The organism is Streptomyces boninensis (genome assembly GCF_048572725.1).
GTDB classification, from domain to species: domain Bacteria; phylum Actinomycetota; class Actinomycetes; order Streptomycetales; family Streptomycetaceae; genus Streptomyces; species Streptomyces boninensis.
The window spans coordinates 3,562,862-3,584,261 of record NZ_CP183837.1 but is presented as its reverse complement, the minus strand read 5'-3'; the positions used below and the strand labels follow the sequence as shown (position 1 = coordinate 3,584,261).

Sequence of the window (21,400 nt, the reverse complement as noted above, 5' to 3'; positions counted from 1 at the left end):
CCTGCGGCATACAGCAGGGGGCGGGTGGGCGGGGTGAGTCAGTGCAGGACCTTCAGGCCGATGACGCAGCCCACGATCCCCGCCAGGAACAGCAGCTTCAGCACGCTGGCCTGCTCGCCGTCGAAGATCATCGCGTACGTGACGGTCAGCACGGCGCCGATGCCCACCCACACCGCGTAGCCCGTACCCACGGGCAGGGTGCGGAGGGCGAAGGCGAGACCGGCCATGCTCAGCAGCAGGCCGATGCCGAAGATGGCGGAGGGGAGCGGGCGGCTGAAGCCGTCGGACTTGCCGAGGGCGGTCGCCCAGACAGCCTCGAGGACGCCGGAAATGATCAATACGAGCCAGGCCATGACGGACCTCCGTGAAGTGGTGCTTACGGGGGTGCGTCGTCTTTGCCTTGGGACCCGGTACGGCGCGTCTCGTCGGGCTTACCTAAAACATAACAAAAGTCAGAGGTAGAGGCCCGTGGAGTCCGTCGACGCCTCGAAGCGCTCCGCCGCCACCGCGTGCAGGTCACGCTCCCTGAGCAGCACATATGCCACCCCCCGCACCTCCACCTCGCCCCGGTCCTCCGGGTCGTAGAGCACCCGGTCGCCGGGCTCGACGGTGCGCACATGCTGCCCCGTCGCCACCACCTCGGCCCAGGCCAGCTTCTTGCCGATCGCGGCGGTGGCCGGGATCACGATGCCGCCGGATGAGCGGCGCTCGCCCTCGCCGGTGTCGGTACGGACCAGGACGCGGTCGTGCAGCATCCGGATGGGGAGTTTGTCGTGGGATTCGGTGCTCACGGCGAAGAGATTACCGACGACGGCGGCGCAGGCCGCGGCGGGACTGCGGGCGCCGGGAGTTGACCGCGAGCAGGCCGACGACCGCGATGGCCGTCAGCGCCACCGGGACGATGCGCTCCAGGCGGGGCGCGCCGTCGGGGGAGACCAGGGCGTGGCGGACGTCGGTCACGGCACGGTTGGCCGCCACATAGGCCCGCCCGGCGATGCGGTCGACCTCGCCGAGGGTGCGGGCGCGCACGTCGCCCATGATCGCGCTGGGGCTCACCCGCGTGGCGATCTCGTCGAGCGTCGCGGAGAGCTCCTGCCTCCTGCGGGCGATCTCCGCCTCGATCTGCGCAGGGGTCCTGGATTCCGGCACCGCGCTGCCTCCGTCGTCCTTCATGGGTCACCGACACTGCCTGTTCCAGGGTCTGGCTGGTGTGTCCCGTCTGCGCCCCGACGCCCGGTGCGCACCCTCGCCGCACGGCGCCCCCGGACCGGTGGCTCCGCCACAGGACCGGCGACACCGCACGCCGAGGGCACGCACCGGACGCCGCTGCGCCCGCGCTTCGCGCGGACGACGGGACACACCAGCCAGACCCTGAGCACAGTCTGTCAGCCGTTAGGCTCGCCTGCGACACCCACCCTCGAAGGAGCGACCAAGATGAGCGAGCGCCTCCAGCCCGGCGACACCGCACCGGCCTTCACCCTGCCCGACGCGGACGGCAACGAGGTCTCGCTCGCCGGCCACCAGGGCCGCAAGGTCATCGTGTACTTCTACCCGGCCGCCCTCACCCCCGGCTGCACCAAGCAGGCCTGCGACTTCACCGACAATCTGGACGTCCTGGCCGCCGCCGGCTACGACGTCATCGGCGTCTCCCCGGACAAGCCGGAGAAGCTGGCGAAGTTCCGCGAGAAGGAGTCGCTGAAGGTCACGCTGGTCGGCGACCCGTCGAAGGAGGTGCTGGAGGCGTACGGCGCCTTCGGCGAGAAGAAGCTTTACGGCAAGACGGTGACGGGCGTCATCCGCTCGACCATCGTCGTGGACGAGCAGGGCAAGGTCGAGCGGGCCCTGTACAACGTCAAGGCGACCGGGCACGTGGCCAAGCTCCTCAAGGACCTGTCGGTCCAGGACGCCTAGCCACGCGCCCGCCGCCCCCCCCGCTCCCCCCGGCTATTTGAGGCCGAAGGCGTCCGTGATCTCCTGCGCGACCGTATAGCCGCCGGGCGCCTCGGCCGCGGCCCGCAGCGAGACGGTGCGGGCCGCGTCGTCCGGCAGGTTCAGTACGGCCCGCCACCGCCCGGCCCCGTCCGGCCGCAGCGTGGCCGCCGTCCAGGTCTTCCCGGCGTCGTACGACACCTCCAGCTTCGCCTTCGTGGCCGCGACCCGGTCCGGGAGCCAGTCCTGGGTGGCCGCCGAGAAGGTGATCTCGGTGCGGCGGCCCGCCTGGACGTCGCCCGCCAGGTCCGTACGGACCCCGAAGTCCGGGTTCAGCAGCCGCAGGTCCTCCTGGAAGACGTCCTCCGGCAGCGGCTCGTAGACGAAGCCGAACTCCGTGCGCACCTTTGTCGAGGTCTTCCAGGTCTTGGCGTCGCGGGAGGCGGAGGCCACCACCCGGTACGGCTTGGGCTCCGCCGGCAGGTCGGCCCAGAGGGCGCGGCCGCGCTGCTGCTTGACCAGGGTGTCGCCCTGGTAGAGCGCGATGGTGCCGTTGTCGTACTCGCCCTGCGGCATCGCGCCCGCGCGGCCCGTGCCGCCGTCCGTCCACATGGGGACGTTGACCTGGATGCCGCCGCGGTCGCGGACGGTGCCGATGTAGCCGGTGCCGAAGCGCGGGTGGGCGATGGGGTGGAACCAGTCGCGGGCGTAGGTGCGGTCGGCCGCGTACTCCTCCAGGGGCGCACGCTGCTCCCAGTCCTCGTCGCCGTTGTTGTCGCGGTCGTAGGCGTGGTTCTCGTACCAGGAGCCGGCGCCGTCGAGCTTCGGGGTGACGTATTCGGTGCGCGGGCCCGGGTAGGACTCGTACTCCCTGAAGCCGACGCCGTGACCCCACTTGGGCAGGTCGTAGCGGTAGCCCGCGCCCAGCGACTTGGTGGCGCCGAAGTAGCGGGCGTTGATACGGGCCAGGTCGTCGTGGTCGGGGCGGTAGGCCAGGGAGCGGTCGGGGATGGCGCCGTTGTGCTCGTCGACCAGGTCGTAGACGTAGCCGGCGAAGCGCTTCTGGGCGACCGTGAGCCGCTTCCCGGCCAGCCGCGCCGCGTCGTCCCGCATGACCGAGACGATGGGGAGCGGCTGGGCGGTGCCGTCGTCCTGCTCGTAGCTCTCCATCAGCCGGCCGCGGTCGTCGTGCGCCACGATCAGCATGGCCGCGCCCGCGGCCACCGCCGCCTGCGCCCGCGCCTGCGGGGAGACGTCGTCGCTGCGGTGGACCACCACCGCTTTGCCGCGCGCGTCCAGGCCCTCGTAGTCGGCGGGGGCGCCCTTGCCCGCGTCGACGGTGCGCGGCGTCGTACGGCCGTCGGTGATGGTGCCGCCGATCTGCGGCAGTACGGGTAGGTCCCGGCCGCCCGTCGTCACCCGCACGCCGGGCTCGCCGAGCCGCCAGCGGGTCAGGTAGTCGAAGCTGCCGCGGGCCGGCTTCTTGGTCGGCGTGACCCACATTTCGTCGTACTTCACCGGCATGATGAACGCCTCGCGCCAGCTGCTGCCGTCCGCGAACTCCCGGCTGAAGTCCGCCCGCCGCTGCCGCTCCTCGGCCGGCTTGTCGACGCCGGTGCTGACCTTGCGCAGCTTGCGGGCGTCGAGCTGGACGGTGGTGTCGGCGGTGACGGACACGGACGGGTTGATGACGAGCCCGGTCGAGAGCGAGTCCGGCGTGGAGCCGGGCAGGTCGGGCCACCAGTAGGCGAGGTAGTCGCCCTTGGGCAGCCGCAGGGTCTCGCTGCCGCCGGTGATGTCGATGATGTCCGGGCCCTGGGTGCCCTCGCGCATCAGGAACGCCCGCCCGTCGGCCGGCTTCCCCGAGCGGTCCGTGAGCCGCAGTGTTACGTCGTAGCGCTCGGCCTCCTTATAGACGCCGAAGGCGGTGTGCGCCACGGTCGCGTCCCCTGACTTCGCGGTGACCAGACCCGAGACCTTCTCGCCGGGCTGCAGCGCGGCCGGGTCGAGGGCGACCTGCACCTCGGCGGTGCCGCCCGCCGGGACGGTGACGGAGTCCGCGGCGAGCTTCGCGGCGGGGGAGGAGGAGGCGAGCGTCAGCTCGGCCTCGGCGTCGCCGTCATTGCGGTATGTGATGGTGCGCTCGGCGGTCTCGCCGCTCTCGTGCGGCCACTTGAAGACGCCCGCCTCGACCGAGCCGGTCGCGGTGACGGTGGCGTCCACGGCCGCGGCCACGTCGACCCGGCCGGAGCCCATCGAGTACGGGGCGTGGTCCGGGAGCGCCTTGGACGATGACATCAGCGCGTTCTTGATCCGCTGGCCGTCCCAGTCGGGGTGCCGCTGCTTGAGGATCGCGGCGGCGCCGGCCACATGCGGGGTGGCCATCGAGGTGCCGTCCATCGCCTCGTACATGCCGGGCGGGTTCGGCTGCGCCTGCGAGGCGGCCGCGGTGATGGCGACGCCGGGCGCGGAGATGTCCGGCTTCAGCCCGTACGAGCCGGTGAGCGGGCCCTGGCTGGAGAAGTCGGCGCGGCCGTCGGACTTGTCGACCGCGGCCACCGTGAGCGCGGCCGCCGCCGAGCCGGGCGCGGAGACGGTGCCCTCGCCGTAGGAGTTGCCGGCCGCGATGACGAAGAGCGGGCCGCCATTCGCGGAGAGGGAGTTCACCGCCTGGGACATCGGGTCGCCGCCGTCGTCGGGCGCGCTGCCGAGGCTCATGGAGACCACGTCGGCTTTCTCAGCCTTCGCCCACTCCATCGCCTCGATGATCCAGGAGTCCTCGCCGTAGCCGTCGTTGCCGAGCACCTTGCCGATCAGCAGCTCCGCCTGCGGCGCCACCCCCTTGTACGCGCCGTCGGACGCGGCCCCTGTGCCGCCGACGGTGGAGGCGACATGCGTGCCGTGGCCGTGCTTGTCGGTGACCTCCTCGCCGGGGACGAAGGACTTGGAGCCCGCTATCCGGTCCTTCAGGTCCGGGTGGGTGGCGTCCACGCCCGTATCGAGGACGGCGACCTTGCTGCCCTTGCCGTCGTAGCCCTTCGCCCAGGCCTGCGGGGCGCCGATCTGCGGCACCGAGTCCTTGAGGTTCACCTTGACCCGGCCGTCGAGCCAGACCTTGCCGATGCCTTCGCGGTCCTTGAGGTCCTTGAAGAAGGTCCGGCCGCGGTCCTTGTCGACCTTCAGCGCGGTCGCCGAGATCGACTCCAGCGTGCGGACCGCCTTGCTGCCCCGGGGTGCGGCCGGTGCCGCCGCGCGGGTCTTCGCTGCAGTGCGCCCCGCGGTCGCGATTACGGGGAGCGACGTCGTGCGGGCGTCGCCGTAACCCATCCGGAGGAGCGTCGTGACATCGAACAGCCGCCTGTCGAGGCGGTTCTGGGCCAGCAACCCCTGCGCCTCCTGCGGAATGACGTACGTATGCGAGCCATCGCTCTGCACATGCACCCCGCCGGTCGCGCCCCTCGGCCGGTCCACGGTGACCACGTCCCGGTCGCCCGGCAGGTCCGTGAAGTGCACCACATCGCCGGTGATCAGCGTCACGGTACGCTCGGGGATCTTTCCGGACTTGCCGGATACGTTCCCGGGGTCCGTCGCCGCGGCGCCTGCCGGGGTCAGCAGCCCGCCGCCCAGCGCGAGCGCGGATGTGAAGGCAACGACCAGGGATAGTGGCCGAGTTGTGGATGTCATGCTCACGATGTTCGAACAACATCCGCCCCAGTGGCACCCCGTGGACGGGCGGTTTCCCGCCATGGCGAAAACCCGCCCGGTAGGCGTATGTTCGGTTGATCCTTCGCTTGGGTGATCGGATTGCGATCATGACGGGGTGTCAACGACGCTGAACAGTCGGTAGATCGAGTGTCGGCGATCACGGAATCAGACGCACCCGGGCTGGGAATCTATGCAACCGACAGCCGCCCCCTGGAGTCGATAAGGGTGGCGGACAAGAGCTGCCGTGCCCGCGTGTGGTGGATGGGAACCGTCCGTGGCGGGCGCGAAGACCTGAGGCACGTGGGAGCGTGCGGGGGGAAGGAAGATGACCACGCCTACTGGCGCCCGGCCCTATGACCCGGCCACGACGACTCGCCTGCGCGTGCCCGGCGCGCGCAGCGGACCCTCGCACCGTGGACCGCGCCGGCGGAAGAAGGGCCCGCCGCCGCGGTACGACTACGAGCACTACAGCCGGCTCGCCGGACCGCTCACTCAACCCGATCCGCACCAGCCGTACAAGGTCCGCTACCGCAGCCTGCTCGCGGACGAGCCGCACCGGGTGCGCGCCGCGCTGCTGCTCGGCGCCGCGCCGCTGGTCTCGCTCGGCCTGCTGGTGTGGCTGCTGCAGCCGACGCACTGGACCGAGCGCGACGCCGGGGTCTCCGACCTCGTCGTCAAGCTCGACATCGTCATGCTGGTCGCGATCGGCCTCATCGAGCTGTTCCGTACGCTCAACGTGACCTCCAACGCGCATGCCACGCTGGTGGCCAGGGACCCGGTCCCGGTGGTGCCCGAGACCGGCACCCGGGTCGCCTTCCTCACCTCCTTCGTACCGGGCAAAGAGCCCCTGGAGATGGTGACGAAGACCCTGGAGGCGGCGGTCCGCATCCGCCACCGCGGTCTGCTGCACATCTGGCTCCTCGACGAGGGCGACGACCCGGCGGTGAAGGAGGTCTGCGCGCGCCTGGGCGTGCACCACTTCTCCCGCAAGGGCGTCGCGCAGTGGAACCAGAAGAAGGGCCCGCACCGCGCCAAGACCAAGCACGGCAACTACAACGCCTGGCTGCAGGCGCACGGCGACGACTACGACTACTTCGCGTCCGTCGACACCGACCATGTGCCGCTGCCCAACTACCTGGAGCGGATGCTCGGCTTCTTCCGGGACCCGGACGTCGGGTTTGTCATCGGTCCGCAGGTGTACGGCAACTACGACACGTTCGTCACAAAGGCGGCCGAGTCGCAGCAGTTCCTCTTCCACGCGCTGATCCAGCGCGCCGGGAACGCCTACGGCGCGCCGATGTTCGTCGGCACGTCCAACGCGGTCCGGATCAAGGCGCTCAAGCAGATCGGCGGCCTGTACGACTCCATCACGGAGGACATGGCCACCGGCTTCGAGATGCACCGCGCCAAGAACCACGCCACCGGCAAGAAGTGGAAGTCGGTCTACACCCCGGACGTGCTCGCCGTCGGCGAGGGCCCGAACTCCTGGACCGACTTCTTCACCCAGCAGCTGCGCTGGTCCCGGGGCACGTACGAGACGATCCTCAAGCAGTACTGGAAGGGCTGGTTCACGCTGCCCTTCGGCAAGCTGTTCAACTACACGATGATGATCATCTTCTACCCGATCTCGGCGCTGAACTGGATTCTCGCCGCGCTCTCCTGCGCCCTCTTCCTGGGCATGGGCGCCTCGGGTGTGAACATCGACCCCGTCGTGTGGCTGATGCTCTACGGCAACGCCTCGGCGCTGCAGATCGGCCTCTACATCTGGAACCGGCGGCACAACGTCTCACCGCACGAGCCGGAGGGCTCCGGCGGCCTGGCGGGCATGCTGATGTCGGCCCTCTCGGCCCCCATCTACGCGCGCTCGCTGATGGACGCGGTGCTGCGCCGGAAGTCGAAGTTCGTGGTCACGCCCAAGGGCGACTCGTCCAGTCCGGACACGCTCTTCGGCACCTTCCGGGTGCATCTGTTCTTCATTCTGATCTTCGCGAGCTCGCTCTTCGGGTCCTTCTATCTGGGCCACGACCACCCGGCGATGCTCACCTGGGCCGCACTGGCCCTGCTGATCACCGCGGCGCCGATCATCGGCTGGCGCTACACGGTGAGAAACGACAAAAAGAAAAGAAAAGCCGCCCTGCAAGTCTCTGGGGGAACTGAGTAATGACCCGCAAGTTCAAGGGTCCCTCCCGTCGCACCCGCCGCCTCGCGGTCGGTGCGACGGTGATCATAGTGGTGGGTGCCTTCAACGCACCGTGGCTCTACCGCTTCGGCACGGACAAGTACCACACCTGGTCCATCAACCGGCCCGAATACAAGGCGGACAAGGGCTTCTGGGAGGCCGTCGACGTCCCGGACCAGTACAAGATCAACACGATCCACGCCGCCCTGCTGCACACCGGCAAGGTGCTCCTCGTCGCGGGCTCCGGCAACAACGCCAAGAACTTCGACGCGAAGTCCTTCCGTACGGTCCTGTGGGACCCGGCGAAGAACACCTTCAAGAACATCTCCACACCTGTGGACCTGTTCTGCTCCGGCCACACCCAGCTGCCCGACGGCAAGCTGCTGGTCGCGGGCGGCACCCAGCGCTACGAGAAGCTCAAGGGCGACGTGAAGAAGGCCGGCGGCCTGATGATCGTCAACAACGAGAACCCGGACAAGCCGATCACGCTGAAGGCCGGCACGAAGTTCACCGGCAAGAAGAACGGCAAGACCTTCGAGGCCCACGAGAGCCTCAACATCCCCCGGGCCAAGAAGAAGGTCGACCCGGCCACCGGCAAGGTCACCGTCACCGCCTCCACCGGCCGCGTATACGTCGAGGCGCTCAAGCGCGGCACGAAGTACGAGACCGGCACCGAGGACAACTACAAGATCTCCGGCCTCCAGGGCGCCGACGCCCGCAACACGTACGGCATCGCCCAGAAGCTGTCCTTCGACAAGAAGGACTTCCAGGGCATCAAGGACTCCTTCGAGTTCGACCCCGAGGCCGAGCGCTACATCCGCGTCGACCCGATGAACGAGGCCCGCTGGTACCCCACGCTGACCTCGCTGCAGGACGGCAAGGTGCTCTCGGTCTCCGGCCTCGATGAGATCGGCCAGGTGGTCCCGGGCAAGAACGAGATCTACAACCCGGCCACCAAGAAGTGGAAGTACCTGCCCAAGACCCGGTTCTTCCCGACCTATCCGTCGCTCTTCCTGGCCGGCCAGAACAAGATCTTCTACTCCGGCTCCAACGCCGGCTACGGCCCCGCCGACAAGGGCCGGGTGCCGGGCCTGTGGGACCTGAAGAGCAACGAGTTCACCAAGATCCCCGGCATGACGGACGCCAACGCCCTCGAGACATCGATGTCCGTGCTGCTGCCGCCCGCGCAGGACCAGAAGTACATGGTCCTCGGCGGCGGCGGGGTCGGCGAGTCCGAGAAGGCCACGGCGGACCGCCGCCTGCTGGACCTCAAGGCCGACAAGCCGCGCTTCACCAAGGGCCCGGACCTGTACGAGAAGGCCCGCTACCCGAGCAGCGTCATCCTCCCCGACGACACGGTGCTGACCACCAACGGCTCCGGCGACTACCGCGGCCGCAGCGACAGCAACGTACTCAAGTCGGAGATCTACGACCCGAAGGCCAACGAGGCCAAGCCGGCCGCGGACCCGCTGGTCGGCCGCAACTACCACTCCGGCGGGCTGCTGCTGCCCGACGGCAGGGTGATGACCTTCGGCTCCGACTCGCTCTACAGCGACAAGGCGAACACCAAGCCGGGCAAGTTCCAGCAGCAGATCGACATCTACTCGCCGCCGTACCTCTTCAACGGCAAGCGGCCGACGATCAGCACGGCGGGCGCCCCGGAGCAGCTGAAGCTGGGCGGCACGGCGACGTACAAGACGTCGAAGCCGTCGAAGATCGCGAAGGCGCGGCTGATGCGCCCGGGTGCGTTCACGCACGTGACGGACGTCGAGCAGCGGTCGATCGCGCTCGACTTCAAGCGCACTGAGGACGGCATCACGGTCACCATGCCGAAGGACCCGTCGCTGGTCACTCCCGGCTGGTACATGCTGAGCGTGGTCGACAAGGACGGCACCCCGTCCGAGTCGGTGTGGGTCGAGGTCCCGAAGTCGGCGACGGCCGAGGACGTCCAGGCGCCGGCGACGGGCACGGGAATCCTCCCGGCGCCCTAGGGCCATCCCCGCTCACGAAGCCGCCCCCGGTCCCGCGCACTGCGCGGGACCGGGGGCGGCTTCGTGGAACCGGCGAGGCTACTTCGCGTTCTTGGCCAGCCCCAGCGCGTACTCGGGCCACCACTGCCCGGCCTTCGGCCCGCCGTGGCAGGTCCCGTCGGACTCTCCGGGCCGCTTGACCCACAGATAGGCATCCACCAGCGGGTCGCCGGTCTTCGTCGTCGGCGGCTCGCCCAGGGCCCGGCCCGCGGGATTGCACCAGGCGTCCTCGCCCTGCCCGCCGGGCGGGCCATTGCCATTGCGGCTGGTGTCGATGACGAACGGCTTGTTGCCCACCATGGCGGAGAGCTTCTTGCCGTACGTCGTGTTGTCCTCCGTCGTGATGAAGTTCGACACGTTCAGCGAGAAGCCGTCGGCCTGGTCGATGCCGGCCCGCTGCAGCGGCTGCACCAGCGCGCCCGGGTCCTGCGTGAAGCCCGGGTTGCCCGCGTCCAGGTAGACCTTGGTCTTCGGCAGCTGCTTGAGCTTCTGCACGGCCTCCTTGAGCAGCGCGTAACGCTCCTCGTGGAACTGCTGCGGGGTGCAGCCCTCCTGCAGCAGGTGGGGGAGGGAGTCGGGCTCCACGATGACCGTGGCCTTGCGCTTGCCGATGCCCTTGATGACGCCGTCGAGCCAGCCCCGGTAGGCGTTGCCGTCCGCGGCGCCGCCCTTCGAGTACTGGCCGCAATCGCGGTGCGGGAGGTTGTACAGCACGAGCAGTGCGCCCCGCCCGTCCTTCTGCGCCGCCTCGGTGAAGCCGCGCGTCTCGCCCTCCGGGTCCTCGGTGCCGACCCACTCGGCGACCGGCTGACCTGCGATGCGCTCGATGAGCTTCGCTTCGCTGTCCTTGTTCTCCTTGCGGTACTCGGCGACCTGCTTGGCCGCGTTTCCCTGCGGGTTGACCCAGTACGGCGCGTTCGACCGGCTCTTGATCCCCCCGTCTTTATCGGGTTGGTCCGGCTCACCGGAGTCCGAGCAGGCTGTCAGCACACCCAGCGACAACACGACGGACACGGCGGTCAGAGCCGTACGGCTGGCGTACTTGCCGTACATCCACTCCCCCTTGGACGACATTCCAGGACTCCCCATGCTGGCATACTCCGGCGGGTGTCCGACCAGGGCCTCCAGGTCGGGGCGGTGTGCCCTTAGCGCTAAGTGCCCCAGCTTGTCAAGCACTTCCGTGAACTGTCACACCTGTCGGTGCGGCGCCCTACGATCGACGGGTTGCCCCGACCCGCCGACCCCCGAAGACATCCCATGACCGGAACCCGCGCCGTCGTCGCGCTCAGCGGTGAGCTCGACGCCGCCACTTGCGACCGCATCGGTACCGAATTGGACGCCCTCACGCCCGCCGACGGTTCCGAACTGCTCGTCGACCTGCGTGCCGTCACCTTCGCCGACTGCACCGGTCTGGCGCCGCTGGTACGGGCCCAGCGGCGGGCGCGCGCCCGCGGCGGCCGGGTGTGTCTGCTGTGCGACTGCCCGCGGCTGCTGCGGACGCTGCGGCTGACCCGGCTCGATGTCGAGTTCGATATTTACGGCGAGGTGCCGGTCAGATATGCGGAGACGACCAGGTTCCCGGTGTAGGCCTTCTCCAGCGGCTGGTATTCGCCGCCGCAGGTGATCAGCCGCAGCTCGGCGCGGCCCTTCTTGTGCGGCCCGTACACCTTGTCGGCGTTGAAGCTCTCCTTGTCGAAGGTCTCCACCCGCTCCACGGTGAAGACCGCGGCGGTGCCGTCCGCCCGGTTCACCCTGAGCTTCTCGCCGGGGCGGATGTCGTGCAGTCGGTAGAAGACCGCGGGCTTGGAGCGGGTGTCGACGTGCCCGACCATGATCGCGGCGCCGGCCGCGCCCGGGGTGACACCGCCGCGGTACCAGCCGACCTCGTTGGCGCTGCCGAACGGCGGCGGGTCGACCGCCCCGTTCTTGTCGAGGCCCCGCTTGGAGACGACCGCCTCGACGCCGATGGACTTCACCTCCAGGCCCTGCGGCCCGGCGGGATTGAGCGGCTTCGCGGCCTTGGGCGCGGGCCCGTCGAGGACCTGCGCGGCGGTGAAGCCGCCCTGCGAGGCGGCATCGTCCTGCGCCTCCTCGCCGAGCCCGCGGCTCCACAGCCACAGGCAGAGCAGGAGGACGGCCCAGGCGGCGGTGGAGATCGTCCGGGTCCGGATACGGTCAGCGGCCATGGTCGCTCCTGACGGCGGCCGCCTTGCGCCGACGCCGGTGCAGCGCGATTCCCGCGAGGGTCAGCGCCGCGACACCGGCCCCCGCGACCGGCAGCGCGTCCGCCAGCCGCTCGGCCGGGCTCTGGGCGACCGTGACGTCCGCGGTGCCGCCGCCGCCCGCGCGCACGGGGGAGTACGGCCGCTCGTAGCCGCCGTGGTGCCGCTTGCCGCCGCCGTCCCAGCCGCGGCGCACCTCCACGGTCCCCAGCGCCACCGTCTGGTCGTCGTCGCAGCGCACCCGCACCCGGTACTCGCGCGGCTGGATGCCCTCCCGGATCCGGGCGGTGCCCTGCAGCTCCCGCACGGTGTGGTCGGCCTCGAGCCGGACCGGGGCGACGAAGGCGTCGGAGTAGCCGGAGGCCCGCTCCCCGCGGCAGGCGTACGTGCTGACCTCCACCTCGTCGCCGGGCTCCGCCGAGTACGGCATCACGGTGACGTATCCGGCCGCGTACGCGCTGACGCACGAGGTGGTCAGCCCGAGCATCAGCAGGACGAGTACGAACACATGGGCGCGGCGCATGCACCCAAGCCATTCACGCCCGCCGGGACCCCGCACCCGCAGCCCGCCCCCGACTGCTCCGAACGGGTCGCCGCCCACCCGAGCGGTCGAGTACGCCCAGGGGGCGGGGCGCGCGGGGGCGCGCTTAGCATGGTCGCGTCCCACGCATACGAGTCCCCCGTGTACGGCAGGAGCCCCCGCCCATGACAGAGCGCAAGCCCATCGAGTCCTGGCTGACCGACATGGACGGCGTGCTGATGCACGAGGGGGTGCCCGTGCCGGGGGCGGATGAGTTCATCAAGAAGCTGCGGGACTCCGGGAAGCCCTTCCTGGTGCTTACGAACAATTCGATCTACACGGCCCGCGACCTGCACGCCCGCCTGAACCGCATCGGTCTCGAGGTGCCGGTGGAGAACATCTGGACCTCGGCCCTGGCGACCGCGAAGTTCCTGGACAACCAGCACCCCGGCGGGACGGCGTACGTCATCGGCGAGGCCGGGCTGACCACGGCCCTGCACGACGCGGGCTATGTGCTCACGGACCAGGCCCCGGACTTCGTGATCCTGGGGGAGACCCGCACGTACTCCTTCGAGGCCCTGACGAAGGCGATCCGTCTGATCAATGACGGCTCCCGCTTCATCTGCACCAACCCGGACAACACCGGCCCCTCCCCGGAGGGCGCCCTGCCCGCGACGGGCTCGGTCGCCGCGCTGATCACCAAGGCCACGGGCAAGGAGCCGTACTTCGTCGGGAAGCCGAACCCGCTGATGATGCGGACGGGCCTGAACGTCATCGGCGCCCACTCGGAGACCTCCGCCATGATCGGCGACCGTATGGACACGGACGTCCTGGCCGGCCTGGAGGCGGGCATGGAGACCTTCCTGGTCCTCACCGGCCTCACCGCCAAGGGCGACATCGACCGCTACCCGTACCGCCCGACGAAGGTCGTGGACTCGATCGCGGACCTGGTCGACCTGGTGTGAGGCAGTTCGGCCCCTAGGGGGCTGACCCACGCAATCTCGGGGATGCGACTCCGACTTGGCGACGTTACGGGTCAACGGCGGCCGTTCCAGGATGTGTCGAGATCACCGATCACCGACACTTCCTGGAGCCCCTGATGCCCGCGCGTACCCCCATAGCCGTCGCCGCCGCCCTCGTACTCGGCCTCACCGCCGCGCCGCTGACCGCCCCCGCGCTCGCCGACGCTCCCCCGGCCGCGGCGGCCGCCCGTACCGCCTCGGGCCCTGACGCACAGGCGCTGCGCGCGGCGATCGCCGGGCTGCCGGACGCGGACGCGACGGCGGCGCTGGTACGGGTGGGCGGCAGCGACGGGAGATGGCGCGGCAGCGCGGGCGTGCACGACCTCAGCAGCGGCCGGGACGCGGACCCGCAGGCGCGTTTCCGGGCCGGGTCGACGACCAAGGTGGTGACGGCGGCGCTGGTCCTGAAGCTCGCAGCCGCGGGCCGGGTGGACCTGGACACGCCGGTGCAGCACTACCTGCCGGGGCTGCTGTCCGGCGACTTCGCCCCCATCACCGTACGGCAGCTGCTCAACCACACCAGCGGCATCCAGCCGGGCGCGAGCCTCGGGGACACCTTCGAGGAGCTGTACGCGCACCGCTACGACACCATGACTCCCAGAGAGGTGGTGGCGGGGGCCGTGGCCAAGGGCCCGGCGTTCGCCCCGGGGGCCAGGCAGCAGTATCTGAACATCAACTACACCGTGCTGGGTCTGCTTGTAGAGAAGGTCACCGGAGACTCCTACGCGCGGCAGGCCACCCGGCTCGTGCTGCGCCCCGCGGGCATGCGTCACACCTCGTTCCCCGGCACCGACCCCCGCATCCACGGCCCGCACAACCGCGGCTACCAGGCGGTGCGCGCCGCCGACGGCTCCACTCGGCTCCTCGACGTCACCGAGTGGAACCATGCCGACCGCCAGGCGGCGGGCGACATGATCTCCACCACCGCGGACCTGGAGCGGCTGCTCACCGCCCTCTTCCAGGGCCGGATCGTGCCGGAGCCGCAGCTGCGCGAGATGTTCACGCTGCCCAAGGTCGAGGAGGGCGACGTCACCATGAGCGCGGGCCTGCAGCGCTTTGAGCTCGGAGGCAAGGCCTACTGGGGCAAGACCGGGTCCCGCTACGGCTACCAGGCGGCGATCGCCGCCACCCGCGATCTGTCCCGGACCGTGGTGTACTCCGTCAACTCGACCGATGCAAAAGGCGAGTCGATGAACCCGGTCGCGGAGCGGATCGTCATGGCGGCGGTGAAGTAGCGGCCGTCAGCTGCCCGTCGCCTCCTTCCACGAGTCGATGTAGGAGTCGAGGTTTTCCGAGATGTCCGCCCAGTCGGGCTGGAAGATCTCGACGCCCTGCATCGTGTCCGCCAGCTTCTTGGCGGTAGCGTCCGTCGCCTTGATGTCCGTACGGGAGGAGAAGCCGCCGCCGACCGAGCTGACCTCCTGCTGGGCCTGCTCGCCCAGCATGAAGTCGATCAGCTTCTTGCCGTTCGCCGACTGCGGGGCGCCCTTGACCAGGCCGGCCGCGTACGGGAGGGCGAAGCTGGTGGGCTTGGCGTCCTTGCCCTGGGGGAACCAGATGCCCAGGTTGGGCATGTCCTTGGACTGGGCCATGTTCATCTGGACGTCCCCGTTGGCGACCAGGAGCTCGCCCTTGTCGGTCTTGGGGGCCAGCTTCGAAGTGGAGGAGGACGGGCCGACGTTGTTCGGCTGCAGCTTCTTGAAGTAGTCCATGGCCGCGTCCTTGCCGCCCATGTCGTGCATCGCCTTGATGACCATCGCGGTGCCGTCCCCGGCCACGCCGGGGGTCGAATACTGCAGCTTGCCCTTGTACTTGGAGCTCAGCAGCTCGTCCCAGGTCTTCGGAGCCTGCTTCAGCTCCTTCTTGTTGTAGATGAAGCCGAAGTAGTTGTTGACGATGGAGACCCACTTGCCGTCCGGGTCCTTGCTGTCGGCATCGACCTTGGCGGCGTCCTTGGGCTCGTACTTCTGGATCAGGCCCTTCGCGTCGGCCTGCTGGATGAACGGCGGGAGGGTGACGAGGACGTCGGCCTGCGTGTTGGACTTCTCCCGGACGGCGCGCTGCACCATCTCGCCGGAGCCGCCCTCCACGTACTTGACCTTGATGCCGGTCTTCTTCTCGAAGTCCTTGAAGACCTTGTCGTACCAGCCGTCGCCGGCCTCGCCCTTCAGCCCGTCGGCGCTGTAGACGGTGACGGACTTGGGGTCCTCGGCGGCGGACGAGCCGCTGCAGGCGGAGGCGGTGAGGCCGAGGGCGGCGGCGAGGCCGGTCGAGAGGAGTATCTGCTTGCGCATGAGGGGTGCTTCCTTCAGGAGTCGGGCGTCAGCGGTAAGTGGCCTTGGTTCGGATACGGGACAGGCCGAGCAGCACCAGCAGCGTCGTGCCCATCAGGACCACGGCGAGCGCGGAGCCGGTGAAGAGGGAGCCCCGGTCGGTGGCCGTGTAGATCGAGACCGGCAGCGGCAGCCAGTCGGGCGGATAGAGCATGATCGTGGCGCTGAGCTCGCCCATGGAGAGGGCGAAGCACAGGCCTGCGGCGGCGTTCAACGACGGCAGCAGCAGCGGGAGCTTGACCTTCCACAGCACGTACGCCGGGCGGGCGCCGAGCGATGCCGCCGCCTGCTCGTACGCCGGGTCGAGGCGCTTCACCGCGGCCGAGACCGACTGGTAGGCGAAGGCGGTGACCAGGATGGTGTGGGCGATGATCACGATCCAGCGGGTCCCGTTCAGCAGCATCGGCGGCTTGCTGAAGGCGACGAGGACCGCGAGGCCGACGACTACGGAGGGGACGGCGACCGGGAGCATGAAGAGCGCGTCGAGGACGCGCCTGCCCCTGGTGCGGAGCGAGTTGGCGGCGAGGGCCGCCCAGCCGCCCGCGGCCAGCGCGAGGAGGCTCGCGGCGGCGGCGGTCAGGAGGCTGGTGGTGAGCGCCTGCAGCGAGGCGCCGCGTACCGCCTTCTCGTAGTGTCCGGTGGTGATGCCGGACGGGAACGCGCCCGACCAGTTCGTGGAGAAGGACGCGACCAGGATCACCAGCAGCGGCAGCGCGAACAGCGGGAGGAAGAGGGCCAGGAAGACGGCCCAGGCCGACCAGCGGCCCTTGCGGCTATGCACCAGCACGGCGGCTCACCACCCGGTAGAGGGAGTAAAGGCCCACGGAGATCGCGATGTTGACGACCGCGACGACGCAGGCGGCGGTGTAGTCGGACTCGAGGATCGCCTTGGAGTAGACGAGCATCGGGAGGGTCGTGACGTCCTTGGCGCCGGTGAAGAGCACGATGCCGAATTCGTTCAGCGTCATGACGAGGACGAGGGCGCCGCCGGCGCCGAGGGCGGGGAGCGCCTCGGGGAGGATGATCTGCCGGACGATGCGGAGCGGGCGGGCGCCGAGGGAGGACGCCACCTCCAGCTGGGCGGTGTCCAGTTGGGAGAAGGCGGCCAGGAGCGGGCGCATCACGAAGGGCGTGAAGAAGGTGACCTCGGCGAGGAGCACGCCCCAGGGGGTGGTGAGGAAGTCGATGGGGCCGGAGGCGGCGCCGGTCGTATCCGTCCAGATCCCGTTGGCCATGCCCACGGTGCCGTAGATGAAGAGCAGGGCGAGGGTGATGAGGAAGGACGGGAAGGAGAGGAAGACGTCGATGAATTTGGCGATGGCGCGGCTGCCGGGGAAGGGCACGAAGGCGACGATGGTCGCCAGTACGAACCCGAGGACGAGGCAGCCGATCGTCGAGCCGATCGCGAGCCAGACGGTGGTCCCGAGCGCCTCCCGGAAGGCCGTCGAGGCGAAGACCTCGGAGTACGGCTCGGCCGAGGTCTCACCCATGTCGGTGGTGAAGCTCTGCTGCACGACGAGGGCGAGCGGATAGAGGAAGACCAGGCCCAGGAGGGCTACGGGCGGCAGGGCCCAGAGCCATTGCCGGGGTCGGCGGGGCGGGCGGCTCTTCCTGGCCGTCGACAGCGGTATCCGGGTCTCGTGAGCGGTTGCGTCAGCCACGAGCCGCCCCCTGCGGCAGCAGGTGTGCGTCCTCGGCCGCGAAGTGCAGCGTCACCTCGTCGCCCAGCCCCGGCGGCGTGCGCAGCTCGCGCACCTCCGCCGTGAGCTCCTGGCCCGCCACCGCCGCCGTGATCCGGTGGGAGGAGCCGCGCCATTGGAGCCCTGTGACCTTGCCGCGCAGCGCGTTCGGGCCGTCGCCGAGGCCGACCAGGTGCGGCCGTACGCACAACACCCCCTCGGCCCCCGCGGCCTCGCCGCCGACCTCCAGCCGGACCCCGTCCAGTGACACCGCGCCATCTGCCACCGCCACGCGCAGCAGATTCGCGTTGCCCACGAACGACGCCGTGAACTCCGTGGCCGGCCGCCGGTAAAGCTCCTGCGGCGTCCCGCAGTCGCGCAGCCGCGCCTTGTCCATCACCGCGATCCGGTCGGCCAGCGTCAGCGCCTCGACCTGGTCATGGGTTACGTAAAGGATCGACAGGTCCGGCAGCTCCCGGTGCAGCCGCGCCAGCTCGGCCAGCATCCCGGCGCGCAGCTGCGCGTCCAGCGCCGACAGCGGCTCGTCGAGCAGCAGCACATCGGGCTGGATCGCCAGCGCCCGCGCGATCGCTACCCGCTGCTGCTGCCCGCCGGACAACTCCCGTGGATAGCGCCCGGCATACGCATCCATGCCGGTCATCCGCAGCGCCTCGGCGACCCGCCCCCCGATCTCGCCGCGCGGCACCTTCTGTGCCTTCAGCCCGAAGGCGACATTGTCGGCGACCTTCATGTGCGGGAAGAGCGCGTACTGCTGCACCACCATCCCGACGCCCCGCCGATACGGCGGCAGCTCGGTCACATCGCGCTCGCCGATGAACACCCGCCCTGACGCGGGCTGCACGAACCCGGCCACGGCTCGCAGCGCCGTCGTCTTCCCGGACCCCGAAGGCCCCAGCAGCGCCATGACCTCGCCCGGCTCCACCGTCAGATCGAGGGAGTCGAGGACGACGGTCTCCCGTACGCCACACTCACCCCGTCGAAGCGGATCCCGCTCGCCCGCGCCACAACGCCCGCGCCCACCGTCGCCACGGCGCTCATACCGCCGCCCTCGCCAGCAGCCCCGGCAGCTCCGCCACCGAGCCGAGCACATCCGTGGCCCCGGCCTCCCGCAGTGCATCCGCACCATGCGCCCCGGTCAGCACTCCGGCCCGCACGCTCGCCCCGGCGCGCAGCCCAGTGAGCATGTCGTACGCCGTGTCGCCGACGACTGCGATCTCGCGCACATCGTCCGCGGCACCGGTCCGCAGCAGCGCCGCCAGCACCATGTCCGGATACGGCCGCCCGCGCCCGGCGTCCGCCGGACACAGCGTCAGGTCGGCGAGGCCGTGCCAGCCGAGCGCGTCGAGGATGGCGTCCTGCGTGACGCGGGCGAAGCCGGTGGTGAGCACCACCGCGCGGCCGTCCGCACGCAGCTTCTCCACGGCCTCACGGGCGCCCGTGATCGGCGCCAGCGCGCCGCCGCCGACGAGCTCCCCGTACGCCGCCTCGAAGGCCGAGTTGGCGAGCTGTGCCCGGTCCTCGTCGCCGAACAGCGCCCGGAACACGGTGATCTTCGACTCGCCCATCGTGCGGCGCACGTAGTCGAGTTTCTTCGCGTGGTCGTCGCTGCCCGGCTCGACGCCGAGGCGTTCGGCCGCGGCGGCGAAGGCCTGCTCGACCAGGCCGTCGTCGGCGACGGTGGTGCCGGCCATATCCAGCACGATCAGCTTGATGTCAGGTGTGGTCATGGGTGTTCACCAGCCCAGGTGTTCAGCGGTGGTCTCGGCTATCTCGGGGGAGCAGGTCATGCCGCGGCCGCCGGGCCCGGTGACCAGCCACACGCCCTCGCGCACCTGCTCGCGGTGCACGAGCTCGCCGCTGTCGGTGCACTGCGCGTACACGCCCGCCCAGCGCCGCCGGATCCTCGGCAGCGGCCGGCCGAGGATCTTCCCCGCGACTTCGGCGAGGTGCTCGTACGGGTCCTCGACGACGTCGAAGGCAAAGGGCGCCGCGTACTCGTGGGTGTCGCCGATGGTCAGCCCCCCGGCGTGCTGCACCATCAGCAGCTGCATCTTGTGCTCGGCGGCGACCGGCGGCTGCGGGCCCAGCGGGCTCTCGTCGTACGCCGGGTAGTAGCGGAAGCTGTCGCCGTCCGCCACCGCCGTGGTCAGCGGCTCGTCCAGCGGGTCGGTCTGCATCATCTGCAGCCGCACCCGGCGTACGGGCAGCCCCGGCGCCAACTCCCGCACCAGACCGCCCAGCCAGGCACCCGTGCACAGCACGACCGCATTGCCCCGGTGCACGTCCCCGTGGTCGTCCCGTACCGCCCGCTCGCCCACGACCTCCCGCACCTCGCGCCCGGTCAGCAGCGTGTACGACGGGTGCTCGCGCAGCCTCGCCTGCAGCACCCGCTGCGCGGTCCTGGTCTCCACGACCGCGTCCCGCTCGCACCACAGCGCGCCGAGCAGCGCCTCGCCGCGCAGCGCCGGGTTGACCTCGCGGGCCTCGGCGGGGCCGAGCAGCTTGAAGCCGCGGGCGGCGGCGTCGGGCAGCTGGAGGGCGCTCCTGGCGACGGCCAGCTCGGCCTCGCTGGTGATGGCGGTGAGGGAGCCGCAGGCGCGGAAGCCGAGTTCCGGCACCCGGTCGCCGATCTCCTCCCACAACTCCCGGGCGCGCAGCGCGCTCCGCAGCTCGACGCCGCTCGAGCGGCCGCTGACCCACACCAGGCCGAAGTTGCGGACGGAGGCGCCGCGCGCGGCGGCCTCCCGCTCGATCTGAACGACCTCGTGGCCGCGCTCAATGGCCTGCCAGGCGTGCATGGTTCCCACCACGCCGGCTCCTACGACTATGACTCGCATGCCCCAGACGATCGGGGCGGCCGGTGGACGGCGCAGGGACGCATGGCGACGGGCGGGTTAACAGAGCGGCAAGACTGGTCTGGACCCGTTATCTTCCCGTGACCTGAGCTATCCGCGCAGCTTCGCGGTGAAGCTGAACCGGTCCCCCCGATACAGCGACCGCACCCGCTCCAGCGGCCGCCCCTCCGTATCCCGCGACCACCGGTGGATGAGCAGCATCGGCAGCCCGGGCGGCGTCCCGATCAGCAGCGCCTCCCGCGGCGTGGCCAGCACGGTCTCCAGCCGCTCGTCGGCGTCCCCGAAGCCGATGCCGAGCCGGTCGCGCAGGTATTCGTAGAAGGACGAGTCCGGGTCGAAGTCGGCGTCCAGCCGCGGCATCCGCTCCACGGCCACGTACGTGGACTCCAGCCCCACCCGCTCGTCATCCGCGAGCAGCACCCGCTCCAGATGCCACACCGGCTCCCCGACCGGGATGTCCAGGTCGCGCGCGAGCCGCGGCGGGCACGCGAGCCGGTCCAGCGCGATGAGCGTCCGCCCGGGCGTACGGCCCTGCCGCCGCACCCCCTCCGTATAGCTGGCGAGCGCCAGCGGCTGCTCCAGCTTGGGTCCTGCCACCACGGTCCCGCGACCCTGCCGCCGCAGCCTGCCCTCCAGTACGAGATCCCGGAGCGCCTGCCGCACGGTGTCGCGGGACACCCCGTACTCGGCGGCGATATCCCGCTCCGCGGGCACCGGCCGGCCCTCGTCCATCCCGTCGATCAGGGCGGCCAGACCGGCCTTGACGGCGTAGTACTTGGGAACGCGGCCGTGCTCGGGAATGCCGGCATGCACGGCGGCTGCGGGATCGAGATCTGTGGTCACACGGATCATTCTGCCCGGCCGGGCAGCTGCCACGAGAGCGGCATCCGCGCCGCTGCTGCAAG

Annotated in this window: 19 protein-coding genes, 1 pseudogene and 1 riboswitch; of the genes and pseudogenes, 6 read left to right on the top strand and 14 right to left on the bottom strand. The window is 70.4% G+C overall.

What is annotated here, in order from left to right; genetic code table 11:
- Window positions 1–38 precede the first annotated feature (38 nt).
- The 3 genes from ACNNMR_RS16190 to ACNNMR_RS16180 form a co-directional block, all read right to left on the bottom strand.
- On the bottom strand, window positions 39–353 hold the full coding sequence (locus tag ACNNMR_RS16190) for a DMT family transporter (protein ID WP_419995313.1): 315 nt from the start codon (window positions 351–353) through the stop codon (window positions 39–41).
- A gap of 30 nt (window positions 354–383) precedes the next feature.
- A riboswitch (guanidine-III (ykkC-III) riboswitch) is annotated at window positions 384–451 on the bottom strand.
- A gap of 1 nt (window position 452) precedes the next feature.
- Complete coding sequence (locus tag ACNNMR_RS16185; RefSeq protein WP_420000379.1) at window positions 453–755, bottom strand: GroES family chaperonin; 303 nt, start codon at window positions 753–755, stop codon at window positions 453–455.
- Window positions 756–801: 46 nt separating this feature from the next.
- Window positions 802–1,149, bottom strand: a complete 348-nt coding sequence (locus tag ACNNMR_RS16180) for a DUF3618 domain-containing protein (RefSeq protein ID WP_420000378.1) — start codon at window positions 1,147–1,149, stop codon at window positions 802–804.
- A gap of 285 nt (window positions 1,150–1,434) precedes the next feature.
- Here ACNNMR_RS16180 and bcp point away from each other — a divergent pair, with 285 nt between their 5' ends.
- Window positions 1,435–1,911 carry a thioredoxin-dependent thiol peroxidase gene (bcp, locus tag ACNNMR_RS16175; RefSeq protein ID WP_419995312.1) on the top strand — a complete coding sequence of 159 codons (477 nt, stop codon included), beginning with the start codon at window positions 1,435–1,437 and terminating at the stop codon, window positions 1,909–1,911.
- Window positions 1,912–1,944: 33 nt separating this feature from the next.
- On the opposite strand, the gene ACNNMR_RS16170 is transcribed toward bcp, so the two are convergent.
- On the bottom strand, window positions 1,945–5,613 hold the full coding sequence (locus ACNNMR_RS16170) for a S8 family serine peptidase (protein WP_419995311.1): 3,669 nt from the start codon (window positions 5,611–5,613) through the stop codon (window positions 1,945–1,947).
- 346 nt (window positions 5,614–5,959) lie between these two features.
- Between ACNNMR_RS16170 and ACNNMR_RS16165 the strand changes: the two genes are divergently transcribed.
- Entirely contained in the window at window positions 5,960–7,795 is a 1,836-nt protein-coding gene (locus ACNNMR_RS16165; RefSeq protein ID WP_419995310.1) for a glycosyltransferase family 2 protein, read from the top strand.
- Entirely contained in the window at window positions 7,795–9,804 is a 2,010-nt protein-coding gene (locus tag ACNNMR_RS16160; protein ID WP_419995309.1) for a galactose oxidase-like domain-containing protein, read from the top strand. Before ACNNMR_RS16165 ends, ACNNMR_RS16160 begins: the two co-directional genes overlap by 1 nt.
- A gap of 78 nt (window positions 9,805–9,882) precedes the next feature.
- Here the strand turns inward: ACNNMR_RS16160 and ACNNMR_RS16155 are convergent, their stop codons facing one another.
- A complete protein-coding gene (locus ACNNMR_RS16155) occupies window positions 9,883–10,896 on the bottom strand; it encodes a glycoside hydrolase family 6 protein (protein ID WP_420000377.1) in 1,014 nt (337 codons plus the stop codon).
- Between the two features lie 204 nt (window positions 10,897–11,100).
- On the opposite strand from ACNNMR_RS16155, the gene ACNNMR_RS16150 reads away from it, so the two are divergent.
- Complete coding sequence (locus tag ACNNMR_RS16150; protein WP_419995308.1) at window positions 11,101–11,430, top strand: STAS domain-containing protein; 330 nt, start codon at window positions 11,101–11,103, stop codon at window positions 11,428–11,430.
- On the opposite strand, the gene ACNNMR_RS16145 is transcribed toward ACNNMR_RS16150, so the two are convergent.
- Together ACNNMR_RS16145 and ACNNMR_RS16140 are read right to left on the bottom strand one after the other, a co-directional pair.
- Complete coding sequence (locus tag ACNNMR_RS16145) at window positions 11,379–12,029, bottom strand: class F sortase (RefSeq protein ID WP_419995307.1); 651 nt, start codon at window positions 12,027–12,029, stop codon at window positions 11,379–11,381. The genes ACNNMR_RS16150 and ACNNMR_RS16145 overlap by 52 nt on opposite strands.
- Window positions 12,019–12,588 (bottom strand): hypothetical protein, encoded by a 570-nt coding sequence (locus ACNNMR_RS16140; RefSeq protein WP_419995306.1) that lies wholly within the window; start codon window positions 12,586–12,588, stop codon window positions 12,019–12,021. The genes ACNNMR_RS16145 and ACNNMR_RS16140 overlap by 11 nt, the downstream gene beginning before the upstream one ends.
- 182 nt (window positions 12,589–12,770) lie before the next feature.
- On the opposite strand from ACNNMR_RS16140, the gene ACNNMR_RS16135 reads away from it, so the two are divergent.
- A complete protein-coding gene (locus ACNNMR_RS16135) occupies window positions 12,771–13,550 on the top strand; it encodes an HAD-IIA family hydrolase (RefSeq protein WP_419995305.1) in 780 nt (259 codons plus the stop codon).
- 134 nt (window positions 13,551–13,684) lie between these two features.
- Window positions 13,685–14,842: a serine hydrolase domain-containing protein gene (locus tag ACNNMR_RS16130; RefSeq protein ID WP_419995304.1), complete on the top strand. Its 1,158-nt coding sequence runs from the start codon at window positions 13,685–13,687 to the stop codon at window positions 14,840–14,842.
- Between the two features lie 6 nt (window positions 14,843–14,848).
- Here ACNNMR_RS16130 and ACNNMR_RS16125 read toward each other — a convergent pair whose 3' ends face one another.
- The 7 genes and pseudogenes from ACNNMR_RS16125 to ACNNMR_RS16095 all read right to left on the bottom strand — a co-directional run bounded on the left by ACNNMR_RS16125 (window position 14,849) and on the right by ACNNMR_RS16095 (window position 21,338).
- A complete protein-coding gene (locus tag ACNNMR_RS16125) occupies window positions 14,849–15,901 on the bottom strand; it encodes a 2-aminoethylphosphonate ABC transporter substrate-binding protein (protein ID WP_419995303.1) in 1,053 nt (350 codons plus the stop codon).
- 28 nt (window positions 15,902–15,929) lie between these two features.
- Complete coding sequence (locus tag ACNNMR_RS16120; RefSeq protein WP_419995302.1) at window positions 15,930–16,727, bottom strand: ABC transporter permease; 798 nt, start codon at window positions 16,725–16,727, stop codon at window positions 15,930–15,932.
- On the bottom strand, window positions 16,714–17,571 hold the full coding sequence (locus ACNNMR_RS16115) for a 2-aminoethylphosphonate ABC transporter permease subunit (RefSeq protein ID WP_420000376.1): 858 nt from the start codon (window positions 17,569–17,571) through the stop codon (window positions 16,714–16,716). Before ACNNMR_RS16115 ends, ACNNMR_RS16120 begins: the two co-directional genes overlap by 14 nt.
- A gap of 22 nt (window positions 17,572–17,593) precedes the next feature.
- Window positions 17,594–18,678 (bottom strand): annotated as a pseudogene (locus ACNNMR_RS16110) (ABC transporter ATP-binding protein).
- Window positions 18,675–19,367: a phosphonatase-like hydrolase gene (locus ACNNMR_RS16105; protein ID WP_419995301.1), complete on the bottom strand. Its 693-nt coding sequence runs from the start codon at window positions 19,365–19,367 to the stop codon at window positions 18,675–18,677. Before ACNNMR_RS16105 ends, ACNNMR_RS16110 begins: the two are co-directional and overlap by 4 nt.
- A 6-nt stretch (window positions 19,368–19,373) precedes the next feature.
- Window positions 19,374–20,477, bottom strand: a complete 1,104-nt coding sequence (locus ACNNMR_RS16100; protein WP_419995300.1) for a TIGR03364 family FAD-dependent oxidoreductase — start codon at window positions 20,475–20,477, stop codon at window positions 19,374–19,376.
- Between the two features lie 108 nt (window positions 20,478–20,585).
- Window positions 20,586–21,338 (bottom strand): GntR family transcriptional regulator, encoded by a 753-nt coding sequence (locus ACNNMR_RS16095; protein ID WP_419995299.1) that lies wholly within the window; start codon window positions 21,336–21,338, stop codon window positions 20,586–20,588.
- Between the last annotated feature and the right edge of the window lie 62 nt (window positions 21,339–21,400).